The 18,210-nt window shown below is 40.3% G+C and carries 14 protein-coding genes and 1 tRNA gene; 10 read left to right on the forward strand and 5 right to left on the reverse strand.

What is annotated here, in order from left to right:
- Positions 1–3: 3 nt before the first annotated feature.
- Complete coding sequence (locus tag FK178_RS14295) at positions 4–3,297, reverse strand: DUF2723 domain-containing protein (protein ID WP_146836734.1); 3,294 nt, start codon at positions 3,295–3,297, stop codon at positions 4–6.
- 192 nt (positions 3,298–3,489) lie between these two features.
- Here FK178_RS14295 and FK178_RS14300 point away from each other — a divergent pair.
- Positions 3,490–3,562, forward strand: a tRNA-Gln gene (locus FK178_RS14300).
- 213 nt (positions 3,563–3,775) lie between these two features.
- On the opposite strand, the gene FK178_RS14305 is transcribed toward FK178_RS14300, so the two are convergent.
- On the reverse strand, positions 3,776–5,068 hold the full coding sequence (locus tag FK178_RS14305) for a UDP-N-acetylmuramoyl-tripeptide--D-alanyl-D-alanine ligase (protein ID WP_146836737.1): 1,293 nt from the start codon (positions 5,066–5,068) through the stop codon (positions 3,776–3,778).
- A gap of 174 nt (positions 5,069–5,242) precedes the next feature.
- The gene (gldJ, locus tag FK178_RS14310; RefSeq protein WP_146836740.1) at positions 5,243–6,913 is read right to left on the reverse strand and encodes a gliding motility lipoprotein GldJ; all 1,671 of its coding nucleotides are present in this window, start codon (positions 6,911–6,913) and stop codon (positions 5,243–5,245) included.
- 352 nt (positions 6,914–7,265) lie between these two features.
- On the opposite strand from gldJ, the gene porV reads away from it, so the two are divergent.
- From porV to FK178_RS14355, 9 genes are all read left to right on the forward strand, one after another.
- Positions 7,266–8,423 (forward strand): type IX secretion system outer membrane channel protein PorV, encoded by a 1,158-nt coding sequence (gene porV / locus FK178_RS14315; protein WP_146836743.1) that lies wholly within the window; start codon positions 7,266–7,268, stop codon positions 8,421–8,423.
- Between the two features lie 67 nt (positions 8,424–8,490).
- Complete coding sequence (gene cdd, locus FK178_RS14320) at positions 8,491–8,973, forward strand: cytidine deaminase (protein ID WP_146836746.1); 483 nt, start codon at positions 8,491–8,493, stop codon at positions 8,971–8,973.
- Between the two features lie 109 nt (positions 8,974–9,082).
- On the forward strand, positions 9,083–10,084 hold the full coding sequence (gene pdhA / locus FK178_RS14325; RefSeq protein ID WP_146836749.1) for a pyruvate dehydrogenase (acetyl-transferring) E1 component subunit alpha: 1,002 nt from the start codon (positions 9,083–9,085) through the stop codon (positions 10,082–10,084).
- Between the two features lie 3 nt (positions 10,085–10,087).
- Positions 10,088–11,734: a pyruvate dehydrogenase complex dihydrolipoamide acetyltransferase gene (locus FK178_RS14330; protein WP_146836752.1), complete on the forward strand. Its 1,647-nt coding sequence runs from the start codon at positions 10,088–10,090 to the stop codon at positions 11,732–11,734.
- A 70-nt stretch (positions 11,735–11,804) separates the two neighbouring features.
- Positions 11,805–12,800 (forward strand): M20/M25/M40 family metallo-hydrolase, encoded by a 996-nt coding sequence (locus FK178_RS14335; RefSeq protein ID WP_146836755.1) that lies wholly within the window; start codon positions 11,805–11,807, stop codon positions 12,798–12,800.
- A 3-nt stretch (positions 12,801–12,803) separates the two neighbouring features.
- Positions 12,804–13,484 (forward strand): SDR family NAD(P)-dependent oxidoreductase, encoded by a 681-nt coding sequence (locus tag FK178_RS14340; RefSeq protein WP_146836758.1) that lies wholly within the window; start codon positions 12,804–12,806, stop codon positions 13,482–13,484.
- 11 nt (positions 13,485–13,495) lie between these two features.
- Positions 13,496–14,095 carry a SprT-like domain-containing protein gene (locus FK178_RS14345; protein WP_146836761.1) on the forward strand — a complete coding sequence of 200 codons (600 nt, stop codon included), beginning with the start codon at positions 13,496–13,498 and terminating at the stop codon, positions 14,093–14,095.
- 15 nt (positions 14,096–14,110) lie between these two features.
- The gene (locus FK178_RS14350) at positions 14,111–15,214 is read left to right on the forward strand and encodes a mannose-1-phosphate guanylyltransferase (protein WP_146836764.1); all 1,104 of its coding nucleotides are present in this window, start codon (positions 14,111–14,113) and stop codon (positions 15,212–15,214) included.
- 3 nt (positions 15,215–15,217) lie between these two features.
- Positions 15,218–16,651: a DUF389 domain-containing protein gene (locus FK178_RS14355; RefSeq protein ID WP_146836767.1), complete on the forward strand. Its 1,434-nt coding sequence runs from the start codon at positions 15,218–15,220 to the stop codon at positions 16,649–16,651.
- Here FK178_RS14355 and FK178_RS14360 read toward each other — a convergent pair.
- Positions 16,648–17,412, reverse strand: a complete 765-nt coding sequence (locus FK178_RS14360) for an ABC transporter ATP-binding protein (RefSeq protein WP_146836770.1) — start codon at positions 17,410–17,412, stop codon at positions 16,648–16,650. The two genes, FK178_RS14355 and FK178_RS14360, sit on opposite strands and share 4 nt — an antisense overlap.
- A complete protein-coding gene (locus tag FK178_RS14365; protein WP_146836773.1) occupies positions 17,412–18,149 on the reverse strand; it encodes an MlaE family ABC transporter permease in 738 nt (245 codons plus the stop codon). The genes FK178_RS14360 and FK178_RS14365 overlap by 1 nt, the downstream gene beginning before the upstream one ends.
- Positions 18,150–18,210 lie beyond the last annotated feature (61 nt).

The raw sequence follows: 18,210 nt of genomic DNA on the forward strand, positions 1-18,210 counted from the left end.
AACTTACTCCAAAGAAATGCTGTCCAGGGAATCTATTTGCTGCATACTGCGAATTTCTCGCTCCATTTCCCCGTTCGGGGCAGGAGGCAGTTCCTGCGCATCTTCGTCATCATAAAATCCTGGGTATAAGGTAAGATAAGTGTTAAACTCTTCAGCCTTTGCACGCCCATATTCCTGTTCGCCGTGAATGAACAATAGGTCTACAAGTGCACGGTAACGTTCCATATCTGTAATTATGTTATCTGCATTCTCAAATTGACGGTCCATATCCCACCCGCTATAGAATTTTAGATTTTCCTGATATTTAACGGCTACCTGTTCCCAGAGAGCTTTGGCTTTTTCTGGCTGTCCCACTTCAAAATAACCGCTTATATAGGGTTCCAGCAGGGTGTAATAACCATAGAATTCTACGGGCATTTTTTCCATCGCAAGGTCCAGCATTTCTGTTGCCCTTTGGGTATCTCCTTCATTTAACAAGGCTTCTATTAAGCGGGCAATATTGCTGCGGTAAGTGATGGTGTTTTTACGGGTTTCGGGGTCATGGTAGATGTTGGGGTCTTCCATATTGCCCCAATCCCATCCTTTTACAATATTGTACATCTTATCTGTATCTATCCTTCCCATATCATAAGGAGATCTTGGATTAACGGGAGTTCTAATTGGTACCAGCTTATAAGCTACTCCATCCAGTTGCAAGAAGTCTTTCATCCACAGATAGTCATCATTGCCAAAACTGCCCCCGGTAAAATATACAGGCCTTTTCCAGTCATTGTTGGCAATAATATCCAGCATTAACAGCCTGTTCTTGTAGATCACATTTCCTTCCAGCTTAAGGAAAATATTATCTACAATCTCATCCTCATGTTCCGGTTTTACAATGCCATAATGAAGCACGTTTTCCCGGTTCACCGGAATTCGTATTGATTTTGTGGGAAAGGTATTCACTACCTGCCCGCTTTGTAATTCTCCTTTTGTACCGGGGTTGTCACTTGCGATCCAATTCATCCAGTTTTTCAGAGCCATGGTGTCACGTGTCATTTCCTGGAAAATAACAAATTCATTGGTTCCGGCCCGGTATTGATGATGCTCAAGTTGTGAAGGGATAGGATCACTTGTCCAGGCTTTCCTTTTCATTTGGTCAATATACCAGTCTGTAGCAAAAAGGCTGGTGTTTACAATTCGCACGTCCCTACGGTAACCCTCAATTTGCTGGGCATACCAAAGTGCAAAGGTGTCATTGTCACCAATGGTAAATAAAATTGCATTTTCATCTACAGAGTCCAAATACATTTTTGCCATTGCCAGGGCAGTGTATTTATTGGAACGGTCGTGATCATCCCAGTTCTGGGCGGCCATCAATGTAGGAACTGCCAGGAATGTAACGGCAATAGCTACAGGGGCTGCAATACGGGGTTTAATTTTATGGCTCAGGTAATCATAAATGGCGTATACACCAAAACCTATCCATATTGCAAAAACATAGAAGGATCCTACCAGTGCATAATCCCTTTCCCGGGGTTCAAATGGCCGCTCATTTAAATAGATTTTAAGTGCAATTCCCGTAAAGAGGAAAAAAACGGTGAGCACCCAGAGACCTTTTTTATCCCTGTTATATTGAAAAACAATTCCTATAATTCCTAAAATAAGGGGAAGAAAGAAATAGGTATTGCGGGCTTTATTATTTTTTACGTCTGTTGGCAGGTTGTCTTGTGAACCCAGGCGCATTTCATCAATAAATTTGATGCCGCTTAGCCAGTTGCCATTAAGATCTGAATATTGACCCTGATTGTCGCTTTGCCTTCCTACAAAATTCCACATAAAATATCTCCAGTACATATATCCTATCTGGTATTCAAAAAGGTATCCTAAATTGGAAGAAAATGAAGGTTTTTCAACATCCAGATACTGGCTGAACTGATTGAGAAAGCTGTGGTAATCATCATAATCCAGCCTGCCCTGTGCATAACTCTTCCTGAACTCGGTAATTGCGTTGAGTAATTGTTCTTCCCCCTGATACTCCTGTTTTACTTTGAACTCCAGCGGACCGGTAAAACGCATATAATTGGTTGCATGTTGAGAGCTCCACATTCTGGGGAGAAAATCTTTGTGCCTGTCATCAAGATTCTGGCGGGCATTCTTATAATCGTTTACAATTACATATTTTCCCGTTTCCTCGTCCCGCTCATAATTGGGGCGGTCATCCTTATAAGGATTTTCGGGATCCAGGCCTGCGTACATTTCAGTAAACTGAGGTCCGTAAAACAAATGAGATTCTCCGTACTGTTCGCGGTTATAATAGGCCAGAAGTTCCCGTGCATTATCGGGGCTGTTTTCATTTATAACCGTATCGGCGTTTGCCCGTATGGGGAGCATGGTCCAACTTGAAAAACCTATAAAAATGAATAAAAGGCATAAAAACAGGGTATTTAACTGGTAATAACTTTTCCTGCGTGTATAGCGTATTCCAAAATAAAAAGCGGTTACTATGGAAAGGAAGGCTATAATTGTTCCCCAGTTAAAAGGCAGGCCTACTGTATTGGTAAAAAATACTTCAGCATTTCCAAAGTAGGCAAGGGTATAAGGAAGTAGAAATTTGAATATAAACATTAGTACAGCTACCACCGCTATGTTGGCAACAATAAAATTGGTCACAGTAACCTTACTGTAGTTCTTAAAGAAATAAAGGAAACCAATGGCAGGAATTGCCAGAAGAGCCATAAAATGTACCCCAAATGAAAGGCCGACTATAAAGGAAATAAGAATTAACCACCTGTTGCCACGCGGGTTGAACATATCACGTTCCCACAACAATCCCACGTAAAATAAAATAGCCATTATACAGGCTGCCATCGCATATACTTCCGCTTCCACCGCACTAAACCAGAAACTGTCAGAAAATGTGAAAGCGAGCGAGCCTACAAATGCACTTCCAAGGATCCCAATCCTGGCGGCATTGGTGTGGTTCTTCACAGGGCCGGAAACTTTAAGTAATAATAAAACTATAGACCAGAACATGAACAGGATCGTAAAGGCACTTGAAAGCCCGGACATGAAATTAACCATTAAAGCTACCTGGCTGGAATCTGCAGCGAAGGTTGCGAAGAAAGCTCCCATCATCTGGTACAGCGGTGCTCCCGGGGGATGACCTACCTCAAGGTTTGCTGAGGTTGCTATGTATTCTCCTGCATCCCAGAAACTTGCTGTGGGTTCTAAGGTTAGGGTATAGGTGGTTAGAGCGATAAAAAATACCAGCCATCCCAGTATTTTATTCCACTTACTAAAGCTGAAATTGGTCATGTTTTATGGTTAGTTGAATATAATGTGGCGAATTTAAGAAATATTTAAAGGAAAGATTTTAAAACGGGATTGAAAAGGATTTATTTTTTTATAATCTGAATTTGAGGCATTAAAGAAATAAGATGAGAAAAAACAGAAAAAATGTTTGCGTAGAATAAACTTTGTTATAAATTTGCATCCGCATTGAAACGCTGGCCTATGGTGTAACTGGCAACACGTCTGGTTTTGGTCCAGAAGAGTCTAGGTTCGAGCCCTAGTAGGCCAACTTCAATTAAAAACCCGAACTTTATGTTCGGGTTTTTTGTTTTCAGAAATGTTTCGGCGAGAAGCTAGCCCTGAGATGAGGCGAAGGGAGCCCTAATAGGCCAACATCAATCAAAAACCCGAACTATGGTCCGGGTTTTTGATTTTTTTCAAATTTAATGAAGGGGTAGTTGAAGTTTGGTTGAAAGAGGCCTAACAGCTTGCTGCCGGAGGCTTAATTCTTTTCCCTAAGCACATCCAAAACTCTCTCCAGGGCCATTCCACGAGAGCCTTTTATCAATATGTAACCTTGTGTAGGTTTCTGGTGCTTTAATGCTTCAGAGAGGTCTGTGAAGGTTTCATATGTTTCAATATTGGATTTGTGAGAATGGGTCTTAAAAAAATTGCTACCAACAAGGTAGATTTTCGCCAGATCCATTTTTTCCAGGGTTAAAACTATTTGTTGGTGCTCTTCTGCAGAAGCACTCCCCAATTCAAACATATCTCCTAAAATAACTATCTTGTCTTTAGCCGGATTTTTGCTAAAACTTTCGAGAGCAGCTTTCATACTGGTAGGATTGGCATTATAGGCGTCCATTAACAATGTAAGCCCGCCAACTTTAATGATCTGCGATCTGTTATTGGTTGGTATGTAGGAACCTATAGCCTGGGAGATCGAATTCTCATTTACCTTAAAATATTTGCCAATACAAATGGCTGCAGCTATATTCACAGAATTATAGCTGCCGGTAAGGGTGCTTTTATAAAGATGGTTATCTATGCTCACCTGCGCAGTTTGGGAATCATATAAATATTCTGCCTTTACATCAACATTTTTCCCGGTACCGAAGGTAAAGGAATGTTCATATGAACTTTGGGCAACCTGAACGGGATCGTCTGCATTTAAAAAGATCACCCCCTTGTGTGCTTTTATATGATCATACATTTCGCTTTTGGCTTTAATAACCCCTTCTATGCTGCCAAAGCCTTCCAAATGAGCTTTTCCAAAATTGGTGATGTAGCCATAATTGGGCAAAGCAATTTCACACAAATGCTTTATTTCTCCGGCATGGTTAGCACCCATTTCGACAATGCCAAAATCTGTAGTTCTTTTCATTGACAATAATGTCAATGGCACTCCAATATGATTATTTAGATTTCCTGTGGTCGCGGCGGTATCAAATTTTTTTCTAAGCACTGCATGGATAAGTTCTTTGGTGGTTGTCTTACCATTACTACCGGTGATGGCCAATATGGGGATATTAAGATACTTGCGATGGAAGCGGGCCAGTTGCTGCAGGGTTTCCAGGACATTTCCTACAACTATATACCGGTCGTTCTGAGCGTATTTTACCTCATCTATTATCGCATACCCGGCACTTTTTTTAATAGCTTGCCACGCAAAGGTATTGCCGTTAAAATTATCCCCTTTCAGGGCAAAGAATAACTGGTTAGTTTTGACGCTGCGTGTGTCTGTAGTTATTCCTTTGCTTTGAAGGAACAGTTGATGTAATTGCTCAATTTTCATCACGGGAAATTATAAAAAAGAAACGGTTTAAAAAGTAGGATGTTTCGCTTTTTAATGATTTTCAGAAAAGAATCCGAAAAAATTAAACTTATAAAGTTACTCCTTTATAAGTCCCCGTTAAACCGGGGTTGCAAAACAATACTTTTTAAACCGTCTTTAAGAGTTTATGCGGTATTAATTTCTTGCTGTTTTATTTTTGGCCTGTGATTTTGATCCCACGCGGGACATTGCATTTCTAAACCCAATATAATCAGTGGCCATATCCTGTGGAAAATATCTTCTTTGAGCCGGATCCAGCCAATAAGCTCTGTCTCTCCAGGAGCCTCCTTTATAGACTCTTACTTCATCGCTTACAAGAGTGGTTCTCTTGGAATCATCGTGCTTTGGTTTTATAACTCCCATACTATCTGCTTCGGTAGTAAATTGCGGGGAGTTATACATTCTTTGAGATGATGTTGAGATCTCGTTGAAAGGTTCAAAATATCTTGAAGACCGCTTATCTCCATCTCTGAAGTTTCTTTGGTCACTATCATCATAGTTAGTTCTCAAATAAGTGTCTGTTTCGTCAATAGGCACCTGGGCTATTTGACCTGGAAGCGCACGGGCAACTATACGGCCATTACTTAATGTGTCATATACAACTTCATTTGGAGAAACTATTTTTACCGTTCCATCTTCATTGATCTCATTTTTGGTATATACGTTACCACGGTAATAGTTAAAGTCATTAAACTCATCATCTACAATAGGACGATAAACATCGGCAACCCACTCAGCTACGTTTCCGGCCATATCATAAAGGCCAAAATCGTTGGGCTCATAAGATTTCACCTCGGCAGTAATATCTGCACCATCATCACTCCAGCCTGCAATTCCACCGTAATCTCCGGCTCCCTGCTTGAAGTTAGCCAATTGATCGCCTTGTCTTTTAGTATCACCAGATCTGGTATATTGACCATCCCAAGGGTATTTTTTTCTTCCTCGGTACGTATTGTATTCACGTATACCAACCATTCCTAAAGCTGCATATTCCCATTCGGCTTCGGTGGGAAGTCTGTATTCCGGTAACAACACTCCGTCTTTTCTTTGAACATAAATGTTCTTAGCCTCTCCACCATCGGTAGCCTGAGTTCCCAGTTTGTCCGCATTCTTACCTCCACGGGTAATTTCATCGCTTCCTCCGTAAGTTTGAGTAGGCGCATTCAAATAAGTTTCGGTATCAAAAGTAGCTTCGGCAGAAACATCGTTGTAACGTGCTCCTTCTTTGGTGTAGCCCTTTTTCTCCAGCATTAGTTCATTCACGCGGTTGGTTCTCCATTTGCTGAACTCGGCAGCCTGGATCCAGCTTACACCTACAACCGGATAATTTGCATATGCAGGGTGGCGCAGGTAGTTGTTTACCATTGTTTCATTGAAACCTAAACGGTTTCTCCAAACAAGAGTATCCGGCACTGCTCCATTATATATATGTTTATAATTTTCCTGAGATGGAGGGAATATGCTCTTTAACCAATCCAGGTACTCCATGTACATCATGTTTGTCACCTCGGTCTCGTCCATATAAAAGGACTGCACGTGTTGTTGAGTAGGGGTATTGTTCCAGTCATGCATTACATCATCCTGAACCCTTCCCATAGTGTAGGTGCCGCCTTCAACAAATACTAAACCGGGGCCGGTTTCCTGCTCTTTAAAGTCGGTATTATATTGAAAACCTCCATCTTTTGAATTAATGTCCCAACCTGTAGCCCGGGAATTATTCTTGTATTTATTATTGGAGTTACAACTTAAAAGACTAACGCCTATGGCGATAGTAAAAAATGTTTTAAAGGCTACATTGGTCCTCATATTCTTATTCGCTTTATGTAGTAATTTAGGCCTTGCAATATAGTAATTAACGGCAAAAGTACAAGATTATTTTATATGATTCAAAATCCTGTAATTCGCTAATATTCTTAAGAGTGCACTTTGGGGGGAGGGCCCCTTTAAATGGTAGAAATACCGGTTTTTACCAATAGGTGGAAATAAATTTTTAATAATTAATTGAGAGTGAGCTTAAAATACAATAATAGTGTAATTCTACAGTTATTGTTTTAAGAAGTTTTTTAAGGGAATATTTTTATTTTCACCCTACATTTGATAAAAGCCCTTTCTCTTAACAAGAATAAAAATATATATTTGTTAAACACAAATTAATGTGATGAAAAAAATTACAATTCTGGTTCTTGGATTGGCCTTATTATCAAACTTACAGGTTTTCTCCCAGGAGGAAAGGGACCGGGTTATAACTACAGCCGTTCCATTCCTTTTAATTGCTGCCGATGCAAGGGCCGCCGGTATGGGTGATCAGGGTGTGGCAACTTCTGCCGATGCTTTTTCACAGCAATGGAATCCTGCCAAATATGCCTTTATTACCAGCCAGCAGGGAGTGGGGGTTTCTTATACTCCTTATTTAAGCAATATTGTTAACGATATTTTCCTTGGGAATCTTACCTATTTTAACCGGCTGGATGATCGTAGTGCCGTTGCGGCCAGTTTAAGGTTTTTTAGCCTTGGATCAATTGAAACCCAAATGGGGTTTGAGGATATGCCTTTGATTCTTAGTCCTAATGAAATGACGCTGGATCTTTCCTACGCTCTGCGTTTGAGTGATAATTTTTCTATGGCAGTAGCAGGTAGGTATCTAAGATCAGACCTGAAGCTTGCTGTTAATAATGAAGATGCCACTGCGGCTTCCACCTTTGGGGTAGACGTGGCTGCTTATTACCAAAGCCAATCTCTGGTATTTGCCAATTTTGACGGAAGATTCCGCGGAGGGGCAAATATTTCCAATATAGGGCCTAAGATCAAATATGATGAGGTAGGCCAGGAAAATTTTATTCCAACCAACCTGAAATTAGGTGGCGGCTTTGATTTTATTTTTGATGCAGATAATAAACTTGGAACTTATCTTGAATTTAATAAATTACTTGTACCCACTCCACAGGATTTTAACGGGGATGGTACAATTGACAGGGCAGATGAAGAAGAGTATAATAATATAGGAGCAATTCAAGGGATCTTTAAATCCTTTAATGATGCTCCGGGAGGATTTGGAGAGGAAATGCGGGAGGTTACCTGGGCTCTGGGAGCAGAATATGTTTTTAGAGAGGCCTTTGCCTTAAGAACAGGTTATTTCAATGAAAGTGAGTCCAAAGGTTCAAGAAAATTCTTTGCGATAGGTGCCGGGTTCAAATACGCACCAGTTGTAATTGATATTTCATATTTATTTTCCACATCCAAGGTAGTTAGCCCCCTGGAAGGGACTCTTCGTTTTGGGCTTACCTTTAACTTCGGGGATTCTTATGTCGAAAATTAACCGGGGCTAAGAGATAAAATATTAACCATAGTGCCTAACGGTTACTGCTGAAAAAAACGTTGAATTCATGAAATCTTTAAATATTACTTGTAACCTTGAGGTATATGATTCTTGTGAAGAATTGCCTCAGGAGATTCAGGATTTAATGGACCGGGCAATTGATGCCCGGGATAAAGCTTATGCGCCTTATTCTAAATTTAAAGTAGGTGCCGCCGTATTGCTTGACAACGGCGAAGTAATTACAGGAAGTAATCAGGAGAATGCTTCTTACCCTTCCGGGTTATGCGCAGAGCGTACCGCGATATTTTATGCCGGGGCAATGTATCCCGAGGCAAAATTCCTTAAGATCGCACTTTCAGCAAAATCACTAAATCACCGGGTTATTACACCAATTCCTCCCTGTGGTTCATGTAGGCAGGCAATTGCAGAATATGAAGTTAAGCAGGAAAGTCCCATTGAGATCTATTTTATGGGAGAAACAGGTAAGGTGGTAAAGTCACATTCACTAAAGGAATTATTGCCATTAATATTTGATAATTCCTATCTATAACGTTTTCGTGTTTTTTAATAGTGAAAACTGTTTTCCATTCTTTTTGAAAATAGTATTTTTGTCAACGGCCAGACCCAAATCCAGGGATTGGCTTTAAATTATTTTGTAGATGAAGAAAATAACCAAAGCCACCTATCTAAAGTGGTACGAGGATATGCTGTTTTGGCGTAAGTTTGAAGATAAACTGGCGCAGGTTTATATTCAGCAAAAAGTCCGTGGATTCCTGCATTTGTATAACGGGCAGGAAGCAATTCTTGCAGGTTCCTTGCACGTGATGGATCTTACTAAGGATAAAATGATCACTGCATACAGGAATCACGTTCAGCCTATAGGAATGGGCGTAGATCCAAAGCGGGTAATGGCCGAGCTTTACGGGAAAAAAACTGGAACATCTCAGGGATTGGGAGGTTCTATGCATATTTTCTCAAAGGAGCATCGCTTTTATGGAGGTCATGGAATTGTGGGAGGTCAGATCCCATTGGGTGCCGGACTTGCATTTGCCGATAAATATTTTAAAAGGGAAGCTGTAACCTTAACCTTTTTTGGGGACGGTGCAGCTCGCCAGGGTTCACTTCATGAAACCCTAACCATGGCAGTTAAATGGAATTTGCCTGTGGTTTTCTGTGTTGAAAATAATGGATATGCGATGGGTACCTCTGTAGCCCGTACAGCAAAGAACACCGAAATATGGAAATTAGGCCTTGGCTATGATATGCCATGTGGGCCTGTAGATGCTATGAATCCTGTGAAAGTTGCCGAGGCAATGGATGAGGCTATTAGCCGCGCAAGAAGAGGAGACGGTCCAACTTTCCTTGAATTGAAAACCTACAGGTATCGTGGACACTCAATGAGTGATGCCCAATTATACCGCACAAAAGACGAAGTAGCAGAATATCAAAAAATAGATCCTATTACTCAGGTACTTGATATTATCAAAGAGAAAAAATATGCCACAGATAAGGAGATAAAGGTAATTGACCAGCGGGTTAAGGATCTTGTTGCCGAATGTGAGAAATTTGCAGATGAATCTGATTACCCGGATAAAAATGTAATGTACGATACTGTTTACGAACAGGAGGATTATCCGTTTTTATCACATAAAGTAGAATAAGTTATGGCTGAAGTAATCAATATGCCGCGGTTGAGCGACACAATGGAAGAAGGAGTTGTTGCAAAATGGCTTAAAAAAGTTGGGGACAAGGTTGAAATAGGCGATATGCTTGCTGAAATTGAAACCGATAAAGCTACGATGGAATTTGAATCTTTTAACGAGGGTGTTTTACTTCATATAGGTATTGAAGAGGGTGAAACCGCTCCCGTAGATACACTGCTTGCCATAATAGGAGAAGAAGGCGAAGATATTTCGGGATTATTGGGAGGGGATAAAAAATCTCCAGAAAAAGAGGAAAAGAAATCTTCTGAAGATAAAGCTTCTGAAAAATCTGTAGATCAAGATGAGGCTTCTGAAGAAAAGGAAGAATCTTCCGCAGAAAAAGAAAATGGATCTGGTGATGTTCCTGAAGGTGTTGAGGTGATCACTATGCCAAGGCTTAGTGATACGATGGTAGAAGGAACTGTGGCCAAATGGTTGAAAAAAGAAGGCGATAAGGTGGAGGAAGGCGATATACTTGCCGAAATTGAAACCGATAAAGCCACTATGGAATTCGAATCTTTCTACGAAGGAACGCTTTTAAAAATTGGTATAGAAGAAGGGGAAACAGCAAAAGTTGACAGCCTTCTTGCAATCATAGGGCCTGAAGGGACTGATGTTTCCGGAATAGGTGGAGGTGCTTCCTCAAAACCAAAGGCTGCCAAAAAAGAAGAAGCTGTAGAGGAACAGTCTAAGGAAACTTCAACTCCCGCTGCTACAGCAGATGGCGCGAGGATTTTTGTCTCTCCGCTTGCTAAAAAAATGGCAGAGGATAAAGGAATTGACCTTAGCCAGGTAAAAGGTTCTGGTGAAAATGGCAGGATAGTAAAAAAGGATATTGAGACCTTTAAACCTTCAGAAAAACCAAAAGCAGCCCAGGCTGAAACTTCAGAAGCTGCTCCTGTTAAACCATATGTTCCTGCCGGGGAAGAGGAATTTGAAGAAATTAAGAATTCCCAAATGCGTAAGACAATTGCGAAACGCCTGGGAGAATCAAAATTCACAGCTCCGCACTATTATCTTACCATAGAGGTGAATATGGAGATCGCTATGGCTTCAAGGTTGCAGATAAATGAAATGCCGGATACCAAAGTATCTTTTAATGATATGGTAATAAAGGCTTCTGCAATGGCGCTTAAAAAACACCCAAGAGTGAATTCCCAGTGGACTGGCGATGCTACCAGAATTGCAAAACACATTCATATGGGAGTTGCGGTGGCAGTAGAAGATGGCCTTGTAGTTCCTGTATTAAAATATGCAGATCAAATGTCTATGACCCAAATTGGGGCCCAGGTAAAAGATCTTGCAGGAAAGGCGCGATCTAAAAAGTTGCAGCCTCAGGAAATGGAAGGCAGCACTTTTACAGTTTCTAATTTAGGAATGTTTGGGATCACTGAATTTACAAGTATTATAAATCAGCCCAATTCTGCGATACTTTCAGTAGGAGCTATCGTTGAAAAACCCGTTGTTAAAAACGGGCAGGTTGTTGTAGGAAATACTATGAAAGTAACCCTGGCCTGTGATCACAGAACTGTAGACGGAGCTACCGGAGCAGCGTTTTTACAAACCTTGAAAATGTATCTGGAAAATCCGGTAACCATGCTGGCATAATCCAAGTCGAATTCATAATAAATTATTCAAAATCCCGCACTCTTGCGGGATTTTTTTATCTTTAAAGCTTATGAGAAAAAACATCTACAAAACAGGGTTGTTCACTGCATTAATTGCCATTTCTTCCTGTAATCTTACCCAGAATTCTACTGAGGAAAAAACGGTTATCAAGGAAATTTCTACCTCCGTTGAAAGTGCAAAGGTCTCTGAAGCTTCGGTTAAAAGCAGCATGGAATATCTTGCCTCCAATGAGTTGCGGGGGCGGGAAACAGGAACAGAAGGAATAGAAAAAGCCGCTGTTTATATTGAAGAAAAGTTCAATGAGGCAGGCTTAAAGCCCTATTTTAAAACCTACCGGGATTCTTTTGAAGTTCGGGGGTTAAATGGCTATAACGTGGTAGGATTTCTTGAAGGTAATGACCCTGAATTGAAAAAGGAATTTGTGATCCTGGGAGCTCACTATGATCATGTAGGCTTTGAAAAAAAGGTGGATGGAGATTCCATTGCCAATGGAGCCAATGATAATGCTGCAGGAACTGTGGCAGTTCTGGAATTGGCCAAACATTTTGGAGCAGCCAAAAACAATAAGCGAAGTATGCTTTTTATCCTGTTCTCTGCTGAAGAAATGGGGCTGCAAGGTGCAAAGCATATTTCTTCGCGTCTAAAAAGTGAAGGCCTGGACTTGTATAGCCTTGTGAATTTTGAAATGATAGGAGTGCCAATGACCAACAATGACTACCTGGCCTATCTTACCGGTTATGAGAATTCCAATATGGCCGATAAGTTTAATGAATATGCCAATTCTAAAGTTCTGGGGTTTTTACCGCAGGCCAAAGAATACAGTTTGTTTCAGCGCAGCGATAATTATCCTTTTTACCTGGAATTCCAGGTTCCGTCCCAAACCATAAGCACCTTTGATTTTACGAATTATAAGTATTACCACCATGTATCAGATGAAGCTAGCAGGATGAATTATCCGCATATGGTAAATCTTATTGAAAAAGTGATCCCGGGAATATCCGGAATTGTGAATTCGGCTGGCAGGGAAATAAAAATGAATGAATAAAAAATGAAGCATATAGTAATTACAGGCACCAGTAGGGGGATAGGACTTGAATTGGTAAAGATTTTTTCAGGAATGGGCCATAAAGTATTGGCAATTTCCCGAAATTTCAGGCCATTGCAGGAACTCAACCTACCCGGGGTTGAGGTTGTAGGATGCGATATTAACAGACCGGATGACCTGGACCAGGTGCTTATATATCTTCAAAACAATGCAGCCAAAGTAGATGTATTGATAAACAATGCAGGCGCAATTCTTAATAAAGGATTTGCTGAAACCACTCTTGAGGAATTTAGAAGGGTTTATGAAACCAATGTTTTTGGGGTTGCCGGGCTCATCCAGCTGCTGCTTCCATTTATGGAAAAGACAGGACATGTAGTAAATATTAGTAGCATGGGAGGGATACAGGGCAGTATGAAATTTCCGGGTCTTTCAGCATACAGTTCAAGCAAAGGAGCCGTAATCACTCTTACAGAGATGCTTGCTGAAGAATATAAAGAAACCGGCCCAATTTTTAATGTTCTGGCCCTGGGAGCTGTCCAAACCGAAATGCTTGCCGAAGCTTTCCCCGGTTATATTGCACCCTTAAAACCGGCTGAAATGGCAGAATATATTGCAAATTTCAGTTTAACAGGGCATAAATTTTTTAATGGAAAAGTACTCCAGGTTTCCAATAGTACACCCTAACCAGTTTCCCAATGAATGAAGTCCTACAGAAATATCTTCCAAGTCATGGAGTGGCGCCGGTTTTTAAAATGGTGGAAGAGCACAGGATTCACCTTAAAATAGTCAATGAACGGGTAACCCGTCATGGTGATTACAGGAGAATGCCGGGAGGTGTTCACCAAATAACCGTTAATGCCAATTTAAATAAATTCAGGTTTCTCATTACGCTTATACATGAAATAGCCCATTTGGTGGCTTTTGAAAGGTTTGGAAGGAATATTAAGCCTCACGGGAGAGAATGGAAATTTACCTTTCAGGAATTAATGCTGCCATATATACGGCCGGAGATCTTCCCGGAACATTTACTTCCCTTGATCGCAAGGCATTTCAAAGATCCTAAAGCGAGCAGTGATACAGATGCTCACCTTTCAGTAGCTTTAAAGAAATTTGATCCTGAGAATGATAAAAACTATATTTTTGAGGTACCTGCGGGTGGCCTTTTTAGAATATATAATGGCAGGGTTTTTAAAAAAGGACAAAAACTAAGGAAAAGGTATAAATGTCTGGAAGTATCCAGCGGTAAAATATATCTTTTTCAACCTAACGCCCAGGTGGAATTCCTGCTGGGTTAAATTACAGACTGATTTATGAATAGCCTTAATGAAAATTATTATGCGGTTATAATGGCCGGGGGAGTAGGTTCAAGATTTTGGCCCGTAAGTACTGCTGAACATCCCAAACAATTTCAGGATATGATGGGAGTAGGTGAGACATTATTACAACTTACTTACAATAGGTTAACTTCTATGGTTATGCGTGAGAATATTTTAATTCTTACCAACGAGAATTATAAAGGTATCGTCCTGGAGCAACTTCCTAAGCTTAAAGAGGAACAGGTGATCCTGGAACCGGTTATGCGCAATACTGCCCCCTGTATCTTGCTGGCGGCTTTAAAAATAAGGAAACAGAACCCTAACGCTGTTATGTTGGTGGCACCCAGCGATCACTGGATAAAGGACAGGGAGGCTTTTAAAAAGGATATTGAAAGCGCATTTGAATCTGCGTCACAGGAGGATATTCTGGTTACCCTTGGCATTCAGCCCGATTTCCCAAATACGGGTTATGGATACATTAGATTTGAGAATAATACCGGAAAAGGTAAGGATGCCATAGGATTGCACAAGGTGGAAAAGTTCACGGAGAAACCAACACTGCGAAACGCAAGAAAATATCTGGAAGAAGGGAATTATCTCTGGAATGCCGGTATATTTATTTGGAAAGCTTCCGGTATTGTTAATTCTTTTGAGCAACTATCCCCGGAAATGTACTCGCTTTTTGAAAGCGGAAAGGAAAAATTTAATGAGAAGGGAGAGAAAAAATTTATAACCGAGGTTTTCCCGAAGGCACAAAACATTTCAATAGATTATGCAATTCTTGAAAAAGCTGATAACGTATATGTAATTCCAGCCTCTTTTGATTGGGATGACCTGGGTACCTGGGGTGCGCTATATAGTAAACTAGCCAAGGATCCTCAAAAAAATGCGGTCGTAAATGCGCACTTAATGCCACTCGAAACCAAAGGAAATATTATCTATACCCATAATAATAAAGTGGTGATCATTGATGGGCTTGAAGATTATATTGTGGTTGATGATAAAAATGTTTTGCTCATTGTGCCCAAAGAAAAAGAACAGGAGATAAAAGAAATGAGAGCTGCGGCCATGGAAAAATATGGTGAAAATCTGGGATAATATATGGAGAATCAGGATAATTTAGGAAGCAATCCTCCTGCAAAGGAATCAGAACTGGATTTTTCTAAGGCCCGCGGTATTTGGACCGGGATAAGAGAATTTGTTTCAGAACTATTAAATATCCAGGATGATACTGACAGGGAAACAACAGTTGAGTCTATAAAAAAAGATATTTCCTTTAAAGGCCATAATGCCTGGATCCTTGTTTTTTCAATATTTGTGGCTTCAATTGGGTTAAACGTAAGCAGTGCGGCAGTTGTAATAGGTGCGATGTTGATCTCACCATTAATGGGGCCTATTGTAGGAGTTGGGCTTTCTGTTGCCATTAACGATGTAGATACCCTTAAAAAATCTTTTGTAAACCTGGGGGTAATGGTGGGGTTAAGCGTTTTAACTGCATTTATTTATTTTTGGATCTCCCCCGTCAAAGAACAAACACCAGAATTAATTGCCCGTACATATCCTACAATCCTGGATGTTCTCGTCGCAATTTTTGGCGGTTTGGCCTTAATAGTTGCAAAGACCAAACGGGGTACAATTGCCAGTGTAATATTTGGGGTTGCAATAGCGACTGCTCTTATGCCGCCGCTTTGTACTGTGGGTTATGGACTTGCTATTGGAAATTGGGCTTTTGCATTGGGAGCTTTATATCTTTTTTCTATTAATGCTGTTTTTATCGCTCTTTCTACTTTTGTGGTTTCAAAATTACTTGGGTTTCCTTTAGTGAAATACGCCAACAGTAAGAGAAGGAAACGCACAGCTCAATTGGCCTCCACAATTGCAATTATTGTAATTATTCCCAGCGTGATCCTATTTGTAAACCTGCTAAGAAAACAGGTGTTTGAAACCCGTGCCAATGAGTTTTTAACACAGGTAGTGCAATATTCAGGGGCTGAAAAATTAAGGTCCAGCCAGGATTATCAAACCCGGGAGATTGAGGTTTTTCTTATAGGCGCGCAGGTCCCGGAAGCAACTATTGTAACCTGGCAATCTCAAATGCAGGAGATAGAAGTTTTAAAGGACGCTAAACTTATAGTGAGGCAGGGTGCTTCCCAGGCCGGAGATATGGCCACACTCTCGAGCCAGGTACGCACGGGAATTCTGGAAGATCTCTATGTGAAGAATCAGGAAGTGATAGAGAATAAAGATGCACGTATTGAGCTACTGGAACGGGAATTATTAAAATTTAGAAGAGGCGATTTCTCGTTTGTAAATTTAAGCCGGGAGATTAAGGCTAATTATGAAAATGTTGAAAATCTTAGTTTTGCAACTATGATCTCTACCAATTTTGAAAAAATTGACACGATTCCCACATTTACAATTACCTGGAAAAATAATGTTCCTGCAAGAGTAAAAAGAGCAGATGCTGAAAAAATGCAGAAATGGTTAAATCTTAGACTCCAATTGGATACGCTTAATGTGAGATCTTTGAATTAAAGGCCCTGGTTCTGCGCTTCACGTACTTTCTTGAAAAGATCTGATGAATAAACAAAATCTGTTACCGTTTGGTCATCTGTTTTAAAGATCTGGGATTTATCTCCTTTCCAGGCCACCTTACCATCTTTTAAGAATGCAATAGTTTCGCCTATTTCAAGGAGAGAGTTCATATCATGTGTTATAACTACTGTGGTAATATCATATTCTACCGTAAGTTCATGGATAAGGTTATCTATGATGGTGGCAGTATGCGGGTCCAAACCAGAGTTAGGCTCATCGCAAAATAAATACTTTGGCTTGTTCACAATAGCCCGGGCAATGGCTACCCGTTTTTGCATCCCTCCGCTTATTTCAGCAGGATATTTGAGAGCGGCATCTTCCAGGTTCACACGTTCAAGGACTTCGTGCACTCGCTTTATTAAATCCTTTCTTCTTTTTTTAGTAAACATCCTTAGAGGAAACATCACATTTTCCTCAACGGTCATAGAATCAAATAAAGCTCCCCCTTGGAAAAGCATTCCTATTTCCTGGCGAAGTTCCCTTTTTTGCTCGTCAGAAAAATCTACATAAGCAGTACCGTCATATTCTATGGTTCCCTGTTCAGGTGTAAAAAGTCCCAACATGCATTTCATTAACACGCTTTTTCCCGAACCCGACTGTCCAATCACAAGATTGGTTTTGCCGGTTTCAAAGAGCAGGTCAACCCCTTTCAGAATTTTTTCCTCGCCAAATCCTTTATGAAGATTTTTAATTTCTATCATTAACCCAGTAATAATTGTGTTACTATATAATTTGTAATAATGATCACTACACTGGTCCACACAAATGAGGTAGTACTTGCTTTTCCAACTTCAAGAGAACCTCCCGTCATATAATAACCATGATAAGATGGGACTGTAGCAAGAATAATAGCGAAAAGAAAGGTCTTAAAAAAAGCATAGAATAATTGATAACCCTGAAAATCCTCCTGCAGCCCTGATATAAAAGTATCAGACCCTACAAAACCACCTAATACAGCAGAAGCATATGCGCCAAAAATTCCCAGGAACATAGAGATAGCAATAACAAAGGGATAGGTTAGCATCGCAATAATTTTTGGGAAGATCAGGTAATTCAATGAATTAACTCCCATCACCTCCAGGGCGTCTATTTGTTCTGTAACCCGCATAGAACCAATACTGGAGGTAATAAAGGAACCTACTTTTCCTGCCATGATAATAGAAATAAAAGTAGGAGAAAATTCCAGGATTATAGATTGTCTGGCCGCAAAGGCAATAAGGGTTTTTGGAATTAAAGGATTATTAAGGTTAAGTGCCGTTTGTAATGCCACAACCCCTCCTATAAAAAATGAAAGAAAAGCTACAATACCAAGTGACCCAATAATTAACTGGTCTATTTCTTTGAAGATTAGTTCTTTTAGTACAGTACGCTTGGTCATGCGTCCAAATACCCCCTTTAACATAATTACATATTCTCCAATAGAATGCAGGTAGCCCATTAAGCGATTTTTGTAAAGCTAAAATAGTAATTTTTAGTCGGAAAGTATTTAACTAAGAATT

This window comes from Antarcticibacterium arcticum, from assembly GCF_007993795.1.
Classification (GTDB): Bacteria; Bacteroidota; Bacteroidia; order Flavobacteriales; family Flavobacteriaceae; genus Gillisia; species Gillisia arctica.